12 protein-coding genes, 15 tRNA genes, 1 rRNA gene and 1 other RNA gene are annotated in these 14,097 nt (G+C 37.5%); 25 read left to right on the forward strand and 4 right to left on the reverse strand.

Annotated elements, in window-relative coordinates; translation table 11 throughout:
• Positions 1-41 precede the first annotated feature (41 nt).
• The 17 genes from rrf (at position 42) to trhA (ending at position 2,533) form a co-directional block, all read left to right on the forward strand.
• Positions 42-158 (forward strand): 5S ribosomal RNA (gene rrf, locus ACWV26_RS00975).
• Positions 159-165: 7 nt separating this feature from the next.
• A tRNA-Val gene (locus tag ACWV26_RS00980) sits at positions 166-241 on the forward strand.
• 12 nt (positions 242-253) lie between these two features.
• Positions 254-329: transfer RNA gene (locus ACWV26_RS00985), tRNA-Lys, on the forward strand.
• Positions 330-345: 16 nt separating this feature from the next.
• Positions 346-427 (forward strand) — tRNA-Leu (locus ACWV26_RS00990).
• 15 nt (positions 428-442) lie between these two features.
• Positions 443-517: transfer RNA gene (locus ACWV26_RS00995), tRNA-Gly, on the forward strand.
• 42 nt (positions 518-559) lie between these two features.
• A tRNA-Arg gene (locus tag ACWV26_RS01000) sits at positions 560-636 on the forward strand.
• Positions 637-640: 4 nt separating this feature from the next.
• A tRNA-Pro gene (locus tag ACWV26_RS01005) sits at positions 641-717 on the forward strand.
• A gap of 22 nt (positions 718-739) precedes the next feature.
• Positions 740-815, forward strand: a tRNA-Ala gene (locus tag ACWV26_RS01010).
• Positions 816-835: 20 nt separating this feature from the next.
• Positions 836-928 (forward strand) — tRNA-Ser (locus tag ACWV26_RS01015).
• An 11-nt stretch (positions 929-939) separates the two neighbouring features.
• A tRNA-Asp gene (locus ACWV26_RS01020) sits at positions 940-1,016 on the forward strand.
• A gap of 27 nt (positions 1,017-1,043) precedes the next feature.
• Positions 1,044-1,119: transfer RNA gene (locus ACWV26_RS01025), tRNA-Phe, on the forward strand.
• Between the two features lie 9 nt (positions 1,120-1,128).
• A tRNA-Thr gene (locus ACWV26_RS01030) sits at positions 1,129-1,204 on the forward strand.
• Positions 1,205-1,210: 6 nt separating this feature from the next.
• A tRNA-Tyr gene (locus ACWV26_RS01035) sits at positions 1,211-1,294 on the forward strand.
• Between the two features lie 8 nt (positions 1,295-1,302).
• A tRNA-Ile gene (locus ACWV26_RS01040) sits at positions 1,303-1,379 on the forward strand.
• Between the two features lie 9 nt (positions 1,380-1,388).
• Positions 1,389-1,465 (forward strand) — tRNA-Asn (locus ACWV26_RS01045).
• Positions 1,466-1,469: 4 nt separating this feature from the next.
• A tRNA-Glu gene (locus ACWV26_RS01050) sits at positions 1,470-1,541 on the forward strand.
• A 350-nt stretch (positions 1,542-1,891) separates the two neighbouring features.
• Positions 1,892-2,533 carry a PAQR family membrane homeostasis protein TrhA gene (trhA, locus tag ACWV26_RS01055; protein WP_455896546.1) on the forward strand — a complete coding sequence of 214 codons (642 nt, stop codon included), beginning with the start codon at positions 1,892-1,894 and terminating at the stop codon, positions 2,531-2,533.
• 126 nt (positions 2,534-2,659) lie between these two features.
• Here trhA and ACWV26_RS01060 read toward each other — a convergent pair whose 3' ends face one another.
• Complete coding sequence (locus ACWV26_RS01060) at positions 2,660-3,535, reverse strand: LysR family transcriptional regulator (RefSeq protein ID WP_455896547.1); 876 nt, start codon at positions 3,533-3,535, stop codon at positions 2,660-2,662.
• A 133-nt stretch (positions 3,536-3,668) separates the two neighbouring features.
• Between ACWV26_RS01060 and ACWV26_RS01065 the strand changes: the two genes are divergently transcribed.
• From ACWV26_RS01065 to ACWV26_RS01085, 5 genes are all read left to right on the forward strand, one after another.
• Positions 3,669-4,370 (forward strand): CoA transferase subunit A, encoded by a 702-nt coding sequence (locus ACWV26_RS01065; RefSeq protein ID WP_455896548.1) that lies wholly within the window; start codon positions 3,669-3,671, stop codon positions 4,368-4,370.
• Positions 4,371-4,396: 26 nt separating this feature from the next.
• Positions 4,397-5,050, forward strand: a complete 654-nt coding sequence (locus tag ACWV26_RS01070) for a 3-oxoacid CoA-transferase subunit B (RefSeq protein ID WP_455896549.1) — start codon at positions 4,397-4,399, stop codon at positions 5,048-5,050.
• Between the two features lie 37 nt (positions 5,051-5,087).
• Positions 5,088-6,266, forward strand: coding sequence for an acetyl-CoA C-acetyltransferase (locus ACWV26_RS01075; RefSeq protein ID WP_455896550.1), 1,179 nt, complete (start codon positions 5,088-5,090; stop codon positions 6,264-6,266).
• Positions 6,267-6,342: 76 nt separating this feature from the next.
• The gene (locus tag ACWV26_RS01080) at positions 6,343-7,779 is read left to right on the forward strand and encodes a GntP family permease (RefSeq protein WP_455896551.1); all 1,437 of its coding nucleotides are present in this window, start codon (positions 6,343-6,345) and stop codon (positions 7,777-7,779) included.
• Positions 7,780-7,813: 34 nt separating this feature from the next.
• A complete protein-coding gene (locus ACWV26_RS01085) occupies positions 7,814-8,599 on the forward strand; it encodes a 3-hydroxybutyrate dehydrogenase (protein ID WP_455896552.1) in 786 nt (261 codons plus the stop codon).
• Positions 8,600-8,919: 320 nt separating this feature from the next.
• Here the strand turns inward: ACWV26_RS01085 and ssrS are convergent.
• Positions 8,920-9,113: non-coding RNA, 6S RNA (gene ssrS, locus ACWV26_RS01090), on the reverse strand.
• Between the two features lie 289 nt (positions 9,114-9,402).
• Here ssrS and ACWV26_RS01095 point away from each other — a divergent pair.
• Both ACWV26_RS01095 and ACWV26_RS01100 read left to right on the forward strand, forming a co-directional pair.
• Complete coding sequence (locus tag ACWV26_RS01095) at positions 9,403-10,002, forward strand: nitroreductase family protein (RefSeq protein ID WP_455896553.1); 600 nt, start codon at positions 9,403-9,405, stop codon at positions 10,000-10,002.
• A gap of 17 nt (positions 10,003-10,019) precedes the next feature.
• Complete coding sequence (locus ACWV26_RS01100) at positions 10,020-10,511, forward strand: flavin reductase family protein (protein WP_455896554.1); 492 nt, start codon at positions 10,020-10,022, stop codon at positions 10,509-10,511.
• Between the two features lie 86 nt (positions 10,512-10,597).
• Here ACWV26_RS01100 and ACWV26_RS01105 read toward each other — a convergent pair whose 3' ends face one another.
• Positions 10,598-11,227: a YfbR-like 5'-deoxynucleotidase gene (locus tag ACWV26_RS01105; RefSeq protein ID WP_455898150.1), complete on the reverse strand. Its 630-nt coding sequence runs from the start codon at positions 11,225-11,227 to the stop codon at positions 10,598-10,600.
• A gap of 342 nt (positions 11,228-11,569) precedes the next feature.
• Here ACWV26_RS01105 and ACWV26_RS01110 point away from each other — a divergent pair, with 342 nt between their 5' ends.
• Entirely contained in the window at positions 11,570-11,929 is a 360-nt protein-coding gene (locus ACWV26_RS01110; RefSeq protein WP_455896555.1) for a hypothetical protein, read from the forward strand.
• Between the two features lie 69 nt (positions 11,930-11,998).
• Here the strand turns inward: ACWV26_RS01110 and pbp4 are convergent, their stop codons facing one another.
• Positions 11,999-13,993, reverse strand: coding sequence for a penicillin-binding protein PBP4(5) (gene pbp4, locus ACWV26_RS01115; RefSeq protein ID WP_455896556.1), 1,995 nt, complete (start codon positions 13,991-13,993; stop codon positions 11,999-12,001).
• Between the last annotated feature and the right edge of the window lie 104 nt (positions 13,994-14,097).

The raw sequence follows: 14,097 nt of genomic DNA on the forward strand, positions 1-14,097 counted from the left end.
TTTATCCAGTTTTGAAAGAACAATTCTTTCTTTATAAATAGTCTAGTAATGATGGCAAAGAGGTCACACCTGTTCCCATGCCGAACACAGAAGTTAAGCTCTTTAGCGCCAATGGTAGTTGGGGGCTGTCCCCCTGCGAGAGTAGGACGTTGCTAGGCTATAAATGGAGGATTAGCTCAGCTGGGAGAGCACCTGCCTTACAAGCAGGGGGTCGGCGGTTCGATCCCGTCATCCTCCACCATTTATTTAAAATGAGTCATTAGCTCAGTTGGTAGAGCATCTGACTTTTAATCAGAGGGTCGCTGGTTCGAATCCTGCATGACTCACCATTTTAATTGAATATTAGCGGGTGTGGCGGAATTGGCAGACGCACTAGACTTAGGATCTAGCGCCGCAAGGCGTGGGGGTTCGACTCCCTTCACCCGCATTTTTAATGTATTTTGCGGAAGTAGTTCAGTGGTAGAACATCACCTTGCCAAGGTGGGGGTCGCGGGTTCGAACCCCGTCTTCCGCTCCAATTTATATGAATCTTTACTTTAAAAAAATAAGATATATATATGCGCCCATAGCTCAACTGGATAGAGCGTCTGACTACGGATCAGAAGGTTGTGGATTCGACTTCTGCTGGGCGCACCATATCCGGGAAGTAGCTCAGCTTGGTAGAGCACTTGGTTTGGGACCAAGGGGTCGCAGGTTCGAATCCTGTCTTCCCGACCATTACATATTATTTAAGATATTTGGGGCCTTAGCTCAGCTGGGAGAGCGCCTGCCTTGCACGCAGGAGGTCAGCGGTTCGATCCCGCTAGGCTCCACCAATTTATATTGTTTTTTTTTTGGAGGAATACCCAAGTCTGGCTGAAGGGATCGGTCTTGAAAACCGACAGGCGGGTCAAACCGCGCGGGGGTTCGAATCCCTCTTCCTCCTCCATATCATTAATTGGTCCGGTAGTTCAGCTGGTTAGAATGCCTGCCTGTCACGCAGGAGGTCGCGGGTTCGAGTCCCGTCCGGACCGCCATTCAATTAAAATATATGAAATTATTATGGGTCGGTAGCTCAGTTGGTAGAGCATTAGATTGAAGCTCTAAGTGTCGGCAGTTCGATTCTGTCCCGACCCACCATAGTAATTTGCCGGTGTAGCTCAGTTGGTAGAGCAACTGACTTGTAATCAGTAGGTCGAGGGTTCGACTCCTTTCGCCGGCACCATTTTTCGGAGGGGTAGCGAAGAGGCTAAACGCGGCGGACTGTAAATCCGCTCCTTCGGGTTCGGCAGTTCGAATCTGCCCCCCTCCACCATTTATAATGGGCCTATAGCTCAGCTGGTTAGAGCGCACGCCTGATAAGCGTGAGGTCGATGGTTCGAGTCCATTTAGGCCCACCATTTAATTATTCCGAAGTAGCTCAGTTGGTAGCAGCATCTGACTGTTAATCAGAGGGTCGCAGGTTCGAGTCCTGCCTTCGGAGCCATATTGGCCCCTTGGTCAAGCGGTTAAGACACCGCCCTTTCACGGCGGTAACACGAGTTCGAATCTCGTAGGGGTCATACTTATAATCCTTTAGAATCAATTTGATTCTAAAGGATTTTTTATTTTTAACGCCATCTATAGTCTATTCATCGGTAATGAAAGTCAAAATTGGTCTGGCTTGTTGAAATTTTTAAAGAATATCAAGGGTATTCATGCTGGCCAAGGAAATGGTTTAATGGTCAATAATATGTGGGTATAATTTCCAGAACAAAATTCATTCATAGACAACAGTCAGCTATTTGCAAAGAATCGAACAATTGTTGATATCTAAATGGATAACATTATATTTGTCATATTTTATCAATGACAAGGTATACTATTTCCACTATCTAAAATATTGAATAATAGAAATGAAGGGTGTGATTAGATGACGCAAGTTGTAAATATAGAAAATAGTTATAGTAAAAAAGAAGAGTTTTGGAATGCACTTACACATGGTATTGCTTTCTTGCTAGCATTTCCGGGATTATTTTTACTTGTTACAAAGGCGAATCAGACTGGATCAGAAATTGAATTATTTAGCTATATTGTTTTTGGTATTTCTATGATGATGTTATTTTTAAGTTCAACCCTTTACCATAGTGTTCCCACACACAAAAGCTTTTTTAAAAAGATGGATCATTGCTCGATTTTCTTATTAATTGCAGGTACATATGCACCGATTGCACTTGTGGCGGTGGGTGGAAAAATAGGATGGACAATCTTCTGGATTGTATGGATTCTAACGATTATTGGTATGGTGATGAAGATATTCTTTGTTTATCGGTTTAAGACCTTATCGTTAATTGTTTACATCGGAATGGGTTGGCTCATAATTTTCGCATATAAACCACTTGTAGCACATATCACGGGAAAAGGCTTTTTGGTATTGTTACTAGGGGGATTATTTTATACAGCAGGAACTTATTTTTATAAGAATAAACGTATCCCATATAATCATGCAATTTGGCATGTATTTGTTTTAGCGGGATGCGCAGCAATGTTTGCTAGTATTTATTTTTATATCTGATATTATGCTGAGTTAAGTTTTATAGAAGACATTTGAATTAACAACAATATCATATATTAACAATGGAGCTCTTACCGAATAGGTAAGAGCTTTTTTCTTCTTTTTATTATTTCATTAATTCCTCGGCTAGTTGCCAATAAGCATTTTAAGTAATTCTCTTGTAGCAAATGATTGATAAGCATCTTTTTTAGTAATGATACAAAGATTCCAGAGGAAGGGGTCTCCTCTAATAGGAATCATCTTAATATGAGGATTATTTTGTTTGAAAAAAATAGATTTTGGTAAAAGTGCAACTCCCATTTTAGCAGCGATTAGTTCAATTATTAAATCCCATTGTGAAGTTTCGTACGATACGTTTGGTACAAACCCATTTTCTTTGCATGCATTGATTACTGAATCATGTAGGGTGAAATCAGTTGAAAAGAGGATGAAGTTATCATCTTTTAATTCGCTAATAGCCAATGATTCACGATTGGCGAGTGGATGATCATCATAGAGAAACACAACAAATTCATCTGAAATAAACGGATAGACGTTTAGCTTTTCTTCAGGAACTGGCAAAACACTAATTCCTACGTCCACCTTGCTCTCTTCAACCAGATTGATAATTCGCTTCGCACCTAATTCAACGAGCTCAAACAATACTTTAGGGTACTTTGTATGAAATCTAAGTGCCATATCAGGAAATACAAGCGTTCCTACTAAAGGGGGGATCCCTATTTTAATACTCCCAGTAGTTACATTTCGAAGTTCTTCTAAAAGAATTTTCAATTCAGAAAGAGACTCTAATGATTTCTTGCCTTGCTGGTATACAATTTCTCCTGCATCTGTTAACCAAAGATGTCGTGTGGAACGGTCAAACAATTCAACTTGTAATTCATCTTCTAGTTTTTTTACAATTTTGCTGAGAGATGGTTGAGTTAAGTATGTTTGTTCTGCTGCCTTCGTAAAACTTTTGCAATCTGCTACTTTCATAAATAATTGTATTTCGCGTAAATCCATGTTCCACCCTCCATTTATTCGCCACATTCATGTTATTTATTCTATCTATGAATTTTACTTATAAAATATCAAAATGTAAACTTAAAGAGTAGTAAAAGTATCTTAGCAACTATTTACGTAGGGAGGTAGTTATATGAAAAAAGATAAAGTAATGGATTCATTTTTGGAAGCGGTTTCTGATATTAAAGACGGCTCTACTTTAATTGTCGGGGGCTTTGGACTTTCGGGAATTCCTGAATATACAATACAAGCACTAAAAGAACAAGGAACAAAAGATTTAACAGTTGTTAGTAATAATTGCGGGGTAGATGATTGGGGATTAGGTTTATTATTAGCAAATCGCCAAATTAAGAAAATGATTGCATCATATGTAGGTGAAAATAAAATATTCGAACAACAATTTTTGAGCGGTGAACTAGATGTTGAATTAGTACCTCAAGGCACACTTGCAGAACGTATACGTGCAGGCGGTGCAGGAATTCCTGGATTTTATACAGCTACAGGTGTGGGTACTCCAATTGCAGAAGGAAAAGAAACTAAGGAATTCGACGGAAAAACATACCTTCTTGAACGAGGAATTGTTGGTGACTTTGCACTTGTAAAAGCTTGGAAGGCAGATACTTTAGGAAACTTGGTATTTAGAAAGACTTCCCGTAACTTTAATCCAATTGCTGCAACAGCTGGCAAAATTACAATTGCTGAGGTAGAGGAAATTGTTGAACCTGGCGAATTAGATCCGGATGAAATTCACTTACCAGGTATTTATGTTCAACGCGTATTATTGGGTTCAAATTATCAAAAACGAATTGAGAAGCTAACAGTAAGAGAAGCTTAATATTTTAATAGAAGGGAGTTTCAAAAATGAAAGATACACATCTAAAAATAATAAAAAGAGCTGTAATGGAAATTGAAGATGGTATGAACGTAAATCTTGGCATCGGCATGCCGACACTTATTGCAAATGAAATCCCTGCTGATATCAATGTATTACTTCAATCAGAAAATGGCTTATTAGGCATTGGGCCATATCCTAAAAGTGGCACGGAAGACCCTGATTTAATCAATGCTGGTAAAGAAACTGTTACAGCAGTTCCAGGTGCTTCATTCTTCGATAGCGCAGAATCTTTTGCCATGATTCGCGGTGGCCATATCGATCTGGCCATTCTTGGTGGTATGGAAGTATCAGAACAAGGAGACCTAGCCAACTGGATGATCCCGGGAAAAATGGTAAAAGGTATGGGCGGAGCAATGGACCTTGTGAATGGTGCAAAAAAAGTAATTGTTGTTATGGAGCATGTGAATAAGTATGGCGAGTCAAAAATTAAAAAAGAATGCACATTGCCTCTTACAGGGAAACAAGTTGTGCAACGATTAATTACAGACTTAGCAGTTTTTGATTTTGATTCAAATAAAATGACACTTGTTGAATTGCGAGATGGAGTAACACTTGAAGAAGTAAAAGAAAAAACTGAAGCCTCATTTGAAATATCCGCTAATTTACTTGCGACAAAATAAATAATCTTAGGCGAAATAGTGAACAGGAGGGATTAACATGCAAGATGTTGTGATTGTGAGTGCTGTTAGAACGGCAATTGGGAGTTTTAGAGGGGCACTACAAAATACACCGGCTACTGAATTAGGCGCCATTGTCATTAAAGAGGCTGTAAAGCGTGCAGGAATACAACCTGACCAAGTAGATGAAGTAATCATGGGTAATGTCCTACAGGCTGGTCTCGGTCAAGGCCCTGCTAGACAGGCTGCTCTTCTTGCAGGTTTACCATTTGATGTAACTGCCACAACCATCAATAAATTATGTGGTTCTGGTTTAAAGGCTGTACATCTCGCTACGCAAGCCATTCAAACAGGGGATGCTGAAGTTGTCGTAGCAGGTGGTATGGAAAATATGACCATGGCACCATACCTTTTGATGAAAGGGCGCGATGGTTATCGCATGGGGGATGGAAAAGTCTACGACAGCATGATCTTAGATGGCCTCCAATGCGCTATTAACGATTATCATATGGGTATTACAGCTGAAAATATAGCAGAAAAATATAATATTAGTAGAGAAGCTCAAGATGAATTCGCTGCTTGGAGTCAGCAAAAAACAGAAAGAGCGATTAAAGAGGGTACCTTCAAAGATGAGATTGTACCAATTGAAATCCCACAACGTAAGGGAGAACCAATCATATTTGATACGGATGAATTCCCACGTGCTGGCGTAACTGCTGAGAAACTTGCCAGATTAAGGCCCGCATTTAAAAAAGAGGGAACTGTAACAGCAGGAAATGCTTCAGGAATAAATGATGGGGCTGCAGCGCTTATATTGATGAGCCGACAAAAGGCAGAAGAACTAGGTATAAAACCAATGGCTGTAATTCGAGGCAATGGGAGTGCAGGTGTTGACCCGAAAATTATGGGGATTGGCCCAGTTCCTGCCACGAAGAAGGCATTTAAAAAAGCAGGATTAACAATGGATGATATGGATTTGATTGAAGCAAATGAAGCATTTGCAGCGCAATCTCTTGCAGTTGGGCAAGAGTTGAATATTCCTAACGAGAAACTAAATGTTAATGGTGGAGCTGTTGCATTAGGCCATCCGATTGGAGCAAGTGGGGCTAGAATTCTTGTTACATTGTTATATGAAATGCAACGTAGAAGTTCACATTATGGATTAGCTACGTTATGTATTGGTGGCGGCCAGGGGGTTGCTACAGTTATTGAGATGTAGAATTAAGCAAGGGGAGTAGTCTTTTTAAGTCTTACTTAAATGAGATTGTTCATGTTTGATATACAGGAGGAAAAATATGGATGTAGTTATTATATTGCTTGCACTTGGACTCTTAATATTCTTTGCATATAAAGGATATTCAGTAATATTAATGGCACCAATCTTCGCATTATTTGCCGTATTATGTATAGATCCAGCCAATATTTTGCCATTCTTTACTGGCGTATTTATGGAGAAAATGGTTGGGTTTATTAAAAACTATTTCCCAGTGTTCTTATTAGGAGCGATTTTCGGGAAAATTATTGAAATGTCTGGTATTGCGGAATCCATTGCAAAAACGATTGTACGAATAATAGGCAAGAAACAAGCTATGTTAACAATTGTACTTCTAGGTGCAATTTTAACTTATAGTGGCGTTAGTTTGTTTGTAGCTGTTTTTGCAATTTATCCATTTGCTAAGCAATTATTTATAGAAGCAGATATTCCAAAAAGATTGATGCCAGCTACCATTGGACTTGGCGCGTTTACATTTACAATGGATGCACTTCCAGGTACGCCACAGATTCAAAATGTTATACCTACTACTTTCTTTGGCACCAATATTTATGCTGCGCCATTACTTGGAATTATAGGAGCAATTATTGTGTTAGGTGGTGGCCTTGCTTATCTTGAGTTTAGAAAAAGACAAGCTAAAAGAGCAGGGGAAGGCTATTATGGGCTAGCAGATGAAACCGCTGCTACAATAGAGATGGATTCAAATGAAGATAATACCAATTCTATTAATTTGAGTTCAAACCACTCCGTATTCCGTCAAATTTTCGCGTTTGTACCACTTGTTCTTGTGGCAGTGATGAATCGATATTTAACAACAGCTATTCCTAAATGGTATCCAAATGGATTTGACTTTGCTGCTATTGGCTTAGATGCTTACACGGTTGATGTAAAAGCAAATGCAGCAATCTGGGCAGTTGAAATTGCATTAGTTGTTGGTATTGTAACAGCACTTGCCTTTGACTGGAAACGCGTGATGTCAAAAATGAAAGAAGGACTCAATGAAAGTATTGGTGGTTCATTACTTGCAGTGATGAACACAGGTTCTGAGTATGGCTTTGGTGGAATTATTGCGGCACTTCCAGGATTTGCACAAATCAATCATGGTTTGTCAGGGACTTTTACGAATCCTTTAGTCAACGGTGCCATTACAACCAGTACGCTTGCAGGTGTTACAGGATCTGCATCTGGCGGTATGGGGATTGCATTAAGTGCGATGGCTGAAACATACAATAAGGCAATTACTGCTTCAAACATTCCACCGGAAGTTATGCACCGTATTGTAGCTATGGCATCAGGTGGTATGGATACACTGCCTCATAATGGTGCAGTAATTACTTTACTTGCTGTAACCGGACTAACACATAAACAATCATACGGTGATATATTCATGATCACAGTTATTAAAACATTGGCCGTATTTGTTGCGATTGCTCTTTATACTTGGTTTGGACTCGTATAAAAAGGGATATTCAATAGCTAAGGAGGAGTAACAAATGAGTAAATTACTAGAAGGCAAAGTAGCGTTTATCACAGGTTCTGCAAGTGGAATTGGCTTAGAAATTGCTAAAACTTTTGCAGAAGAAGGTGCGAAAGTTGTCATTTCAGATTTGAATAGTGAAAAAAGTGATCAAGTAGCAGCAGAACTAAAAGAGCAAGGATTTGAAGCTCTATCAGCACCGTGTGATGTGACGAATGAAGAAGCGTATAAAGAAAGTCTTGAAAATGCATATAATACTTTTGGAAGACTTGATATTCTAGTTAATAACGCGGGACTTCAACATGTGGCACCAATCGAAGAATTTCCAACAGAAAAATTCGAGTTGTTAGTGAAAATCATGTTAACTGCACCATTTGTTGGGATAAAAAATGTCTTTCCAATCATGAAAAAACAAGGCTTTGGACGTATTATTAATATGGCTTCGGTAAATGGTGTGATTGGATTTGCAGGCAAGGCTGCATATAATAGCGCAAAACATGGAGTAATTGGATTAACAAAAGTAGCAGCATTAGAAGGTGCTGAGCATGGAATTACAGTCAATGCATTATGCCCAGGCTACGTAGATACACCGCTTGTACAAAATCAATTACAAGACTTAGCAAAAACAAGAAATGTAAGTGTTGATAAAGTGGTAGAGGAAGTATTTTTCCCACTTGTTCCGCAAAAAAGATTATTAAATGTATCTGAGATCGCTGATTATGCTGCCTTCTTGGCGAGCGATAAAGCAAAAGGCGTTACAGGACAAGCTGTCATTCTTGATGGCGGTTATACAGCACAATAATATACTACTCATACAAAGGGGCCTATTTGATTGTTCGAATAGGGCTCTTTTTTTCTGTTCTCATACTGACGCTAAGCTATTATTGTTTCCCTAAGTATATACGGGGAGGATTTAAATGTTCGAGATTTTTCAGATTATTATGGTACTTTTTTAGATGCAGCTACGGTAGCGCAAACGGTTGTTTAGCTGCTAATCCCCCTATTTCTCTCTTATTAAATAAACGGGTAGCAGTATGGTTAGCAGTAACAATTGAAAAAATAAAAAAGCACCTACATAAAGTAGGTGCTAAAAACGTTATGAACACGTTAGATTATAAAAATTAGGAAGCCGCCTTTGCCGTAATTTTAAATACTGAAAGTTTTAAACCACCACTCCTCAAAGTGGGTGTTCGCAGAGCATTTCATGTTCGTCCGCATTAACGTGGAATGCGGCATACCAGTCCGTACTCAATTAAAACTCCCTATTACAGCTCAAAGGTTAAAACTTTATATTATTACGTACAACGCAGCTTGTATTCTTATAATACTGCATGAGTCATTAAACTGCAAGAAAGAACTCCTCAAAAATGTCGGGAATAAATGCCACATTTTAAACCATTCTAAAGTCGAGATTTTGTGGAGTATTTTTCCCGCAGAAGGGGAAAATAAATTGTTTAAATATTTAAAATTTTTAACGACTCCGTATTGTAATGTAAATCTTTCAATGCTAAAATAAACCCTATCAGCATATAGTTTATTATTCTTATAAAAAAACTATGTTTTAAAAGGTGCTTGTATAGGCTTTAGTAACAAGGAGGAACAAGAATGACAAAGAATTTCTATGATGCAGTTGAGGGTAGACGTTCTATTTATGGTTTGTCAGATGACTTTGTTATTTCTGATGACCGCTTAGAAGAAGTGTTACATACAGCAGTGAAGAGCGCTCCGTCAGCATTTAATTCACAAACAGGTCGGTTAGTGGTATTACTCGAGGAAAATAATAAGCTTTTCTGGGAACTAGCTTTCGAGGAGATACGGGATGGCCTTAGTGAAGAAAGATATGAACGCAATAAAAAGCGTTTTGAAGGCTTTGCGAGTGGGCATGGCACGGTATTATTTTATGAGGATGAGAAGGTAATTGAATCTTTCCAACAGAAGTTTGCCGATATGGCAGATCAATTTCCCATTTGGTCTCAACAAGGGACAGGAATGCTTCAGTATCTTGTGTGGACTACATTAGAAAATGAGGGATTTGGAGCAAGCTTACAACACTACAATCCTGAAATTTCATCTAAACAGAAACAACAATGGGGAATTCAGGAGGAATGGAAGCTGATTGCGCAAATGCCATTTGGTGCCCCAACTACATCTCCAAAGGATAAAGAAATTCAGCCGGTGGAAGAAAGAGTTATCATCGCAAAATAAAAGAGGAGGTATGTGTAATGACTCAACAAGAAGAGTTTAAAAAAGCATTAGGAAATTATCCAACGGGGGTAACGGTTGTTACAACTTTTGATCAGGAAGATGTCCCAGTAGGACTTACTGTTAATTCATTTGCATCCGTTTCAATTGATCCTTTATTAATCCTTTGGTCGATCGATAAAAAATCAAAATCCTTGGACGTATTTAAGAATGCCAAAAAATTCGCCGTTAATATTTTAGCAAGTGATCAAGATAAGCTTTGCTTCCTATTCTCAAGTAAAGTAATTGACCGATTCGCAGAATGTAAATGGAATCGTTCAGAAAACAGTTTGCCTGTATTAGAAGACACAGCATCTGTACTAGAATGTGAGACATACCAACAGGTAGAAGCAGGAGATCACTTAATTTTAATCGGTAAAGTTAAGAATATTGTGAATTCTGGAAAAGCACCATTGCTTTATCATCAACGTAATGTTGGGGAAATTCCTAAAACCTTTTATCAAACAATATAGAAACGATAAACTGCAAGCAACTAGGAATTAGATTGTTTGCGGTTTATTTTTTTGTAAAAAAAAAGCATATGCCTTATTTTTAAGGCTTAAGCTTCAGATAATACTTCTTCAGTGAGCGCAGTAATATCAACTGGTGTTTTTTCCGTAATCACATCCGCTAAAATGACGGTTTTGAAATAATCAACACTTTTGGGCAATGGAATAACTAACAATTTTTTTAAAGCCTCTTGATACATACTAACGAATTCTTTATCCGTATTGCCTCTTTTTAATTCTGCAAATGCTTCATAGAAAAGATCCAATTTATCTGCAAATTCAAGTAATCGGCCTTCGACAGTTGCGTCTTTACCTTCTTTCATTCGATTAAAGAAAATTTCTTGGAATTCTGCAGGAATTTCGTTGAATATGAACTTTTCCATCATTTTCTCTTCTACATGAGAAATCATTTGTTTTAACTCAGGTGAAGCATGTTTTACAGGTGTTTTAATATCACCAATAAATACTTCTGCGAAATCGTGATTGATTGTTTTCTCATATAAGGATTTCCAATCAATAATTGCACCGTTCATTTCTTCAATAGTTCCAAAAAACATGGCATATTGAGATACTTTCCAAGAGTGTGCTGCCACATTGTGCTCTTCAAATTTGAAGCGGCCCGGACAACGAATAATACGTTCTAAATCATTTAAACTTGTAAAAAATTTATGGATTCCTATAAAAATCCTCTCCTTTAAATTTTTATTTATTGTATGCTACTTTATCAAGAATGTGTGGGGATGTCCAATAATATGGATTTCTTCTTGATGTGACTATTATACAATAAAGTTTTTAGATAATTTACGTATTTACAAAGAACGAAAGATAATTTTACATTGTATTAATAAAGTTGTAAGCGTGTGTTCACCTTTTTGTCGATTGCTTGTATTTGTAAATTCAACTATTGTTGAAGTAAGAAATATTTAGAAAAGGAAGCCCTTAAAATGCTTTACTCTACAGTAGTTTTTTTACATGTTATAAGTGCAATTTTATCAATTGGGCCTTTTTTTGTAGTAATTCCTATGTTGAAAAAAATGGGGAATGCCAAATCACACGAAGAGATGACTGCATATGTCACAACATTCTCACTGGCGATTCAAATTGTAAAACATTCTGGTCATGTCCTGATTTTATCGGGAATCTATATTCTTATACGTGGAGGTTACTCGATTACAACACCTTTTGTCTCAATAACGATTGCTTTATTGATAGCATCTCTTGTCTTCTTAGCGAGAGCTTTTAAACCTACCATGCGAACGTTTAACACACCAGCATTTGACCAACAACAGTTTGTCAGGAAATTAACGAAAACAGTTTGGATTTATACGATTCTTTTATTAATAATGCTTTGGTTTATGGTGACAAAACCAGTATTGTGGTAAGAAATAAGGATGCCTCAATTAAAAATGAGACATCCTTTTGCGTCTTAACTCCCATAAGTTTGAAGTAACTTATTTTTCAAGATATTGAATCAAAGGCTTGGCAAGCTCTGTAGCTGTTTTGCCTATTTTTTTATGATCTTCCACAACAGACAATACCAAGAATTCATGTTTCTTTTTTGTATCAAAAGCGACAATAAAACTATTTTCTTGGCCTTCTGTACCTTGTGTTAGTTTTAACTCAGCAGTACCAGTCTTGGCTGCTAAGGTAGAGCTAATACCATTTAAACTATGTGCTGTACCGTTTGCATTTTGTACTACTGCAAGCATTTCCTTTTTGACGATGTTAGCAGATTTAGTGGTTACGGCTTTTTTTGATTTTGTCTTTTGGTCTTTTAATACATTCGCATATATTACTTTTCCGTTGTTCGCAAATGCGCTATACGTAATGGCTTGTTGAATAGGGGACATCAATACTTGTCCTTGGCCATATGCACTATCGGCTAACAAAATATCGGAACCAAAAGAATCTTTGTTTGAAATTTGAGCAGGCTTCATATCAAAGGGTAAATCTAATTCTTCGCCAAAGATAAATTTGTTGAATCCTTTTCGTAAAACATCCTCGCCCATTGCTAAACCTTCTTGGGCAAAATAGATATTATCAGAGTATATAAAAGCACTTTCTAGATTTACTTTAGGAACATCAGATACACGCGTTATAAAATAATTCCCCCAAGATTTGTCCTTTTGCCATTTTAGTCCGTGAATTGTACGAACCTTATCTGGGATTAAAGTTCCAGCATCAAGTGCAACACTCGCTGTTACGGTTTTTAAAGTAGATCCAGGTGCAAAGCGTTGTGTAAAGCGATTTGTAAATGGATTTCGTACGTCATTCATATAGGCATCATATTCTTTTTGAGAAATTCCTCGAATCATTTTGTTTGGATCGTATGTTGGCTTGCTGACAAGTGCGAGCAGTTGTCCTGTTTTAGGCTGCATTATAACAGTAGCACCAGTAGCATTTTTAAGCGCATCATATGCCTTAAGCTGCTTTTCTACATCTATTGTTAAATCAATATTCTTGCCATCTTCTCGGTAGGCTTCTAATAATACTTCTTTAACTTTGCCGTCTTTATTGATTAAAGAAATTTTTCCACCGTTTTTCCCACGTAATTCTTTATCATAGGCTCTTTCTAAGCCACTTTTCCCAATGATTGCATCTGCAGATAGTGTGGGGTTCTTTTTAATATCTTCTTGAGTGGCTTTTCCTGTGTAACCGATTAAAGTTGCAGCAGCTTCGCCTAGAGGATAATGGCGTACATCAACAGCTTGATATTGGACCCCAGCTATTTTCTTGATTTGGTTATTATCGATTATTTTCAATGGAACAAATAAATCCTCTTTAACCCATTTTTGTGCTAGCTTTGCTTTGATTTCCTTTTCTGTGACATCAAATTGTTTTGCAATAGTTTTTATATTGTTTTCTCTTGCAGTGCCTTTTCCTAAATCTTTTGGAATAATTCCTGCTTGGCGAAATTCTGCATTGGTTGCGAGTTTGTTGCCGTACCTATCTAGAATTTCCCCTCGAATGGCATCATCTTCTGTATAAGAAATTTTATCTGTTGCTTCCATATGAGGGAAGACTAAATCTGGACTCCAATCGACTACAAAGTCCTTGCCTTCTTTCACAATCTTTCCTTTGTAAGAAAGGGTAGGTATTTTGCCAAGTGCCGTTGTCATCTTTAACTTGTACATGAATTGATATTGACCTTTTTTCATTTTGGTAACAGACAAATCACTAGCTTGTATGTTTTCTGCGCCAATACCGTTAAAAATCTTTGAATATTTATCAATTAATAATTGCTTGTCGTAATTATATTTTTTCAGTTCTGTATTGGATACTAGTGATGGTAATTGTTCATATTGTTGTTTTGTAATTGTCGTGACAAATTCTTTGGCTTTATTTTCAGCCTTCTGTTCAGCGTTTTGCTGTGCCATATAATAAGAACCACCTGATATGGCAGCAATAACGATGATAATAATGCTAATTAGTAGCGTTTTTTTCAAGATTATTCCCCCCTTAACGATATTATCAATGAACTATTGTGAAAAGTATAATAGAAAGAATTATTAATGGTAAAATAATAATTGAAAATGCTATAAAGGGTTTA

This window comes from Rummeliibacillus sp. JY-2-4R (assembly GCF_053847205.1).

Excerpts from the sequence above, each read along its gene's own strand:
- trhA (WP_455896546.1), top strand. The coding sequence starts at position 1,892 with ATGACGCAAGTTGTAAATATAGAAAATAGTTATAGTAAAAAAGAAGAG.
- ACWV26_RS01060 (WP_455896547.1), bottom strand. The coding sequence starts at position 3,535 with ATGGATTTACGCGAAATACAATTATTTATGAAAGTAGCAGATTGCAAA.
- ACWV26_RS01065 (WP_455896548.1), top strand. The coding sequence starts at position 3,669 with ATGAAAAAAGATAAAGTAATGGATTCATTTTTGGAAGCGGTTTCTGAT.
- ACWV26_RS01070 (WP_455896549.1), top strand. The coding sequence starts at position 4,397 with ATGAAAGATACACATCTAAAAATAATAAAAAGAGCTGTAATGGAAATT.
- ACWV26_RS01075 (WP_455896550.1), top strand. The coding sequence starts at position 5,088 with ATGCAAGATGTTGTGATTGTGAGTGCTGTTAGAACGGCAATTGGGAGT.
- ACWV26_RS01080 (WP_455896551.1), top strand. The coding sequence starts at position 6,343 with ATGGATGTAGTTATTATATTGCTTGCACTTGGACTCTTAATATTCTTT.
- ACWV26_RS01085 (WP_455896552.1), top strand. The coding sequence starts at position 7,814 with ATGAGTAAATTACTAGAAGGCAAAGTAGCGTTTATCACAGGTTCTGCA.
- ACWV26_RS01095 (WP_455896553.1), top strand. The coding sequence starts at position 9,403 with ATGACAAAGAATTTCTATGATGCAGTTGAGGGTAGACGTTCTATTTAT.
- ACWV26_RS01100 (WP_455896554.1), top strand. The coding sequence starts at position 10,020 with ATGACTCAACAAGAAGAGTTTAAAAAAGCATTAGGAAATTATCCAACG.
- ACWV26_RS01110 (WP_455896555.1), top strand. The coding sequence starts at position 11,570 with ATGTTGAAAAAAATGGGGAATGCCAAATCACACGAAGAGATGACTGCA.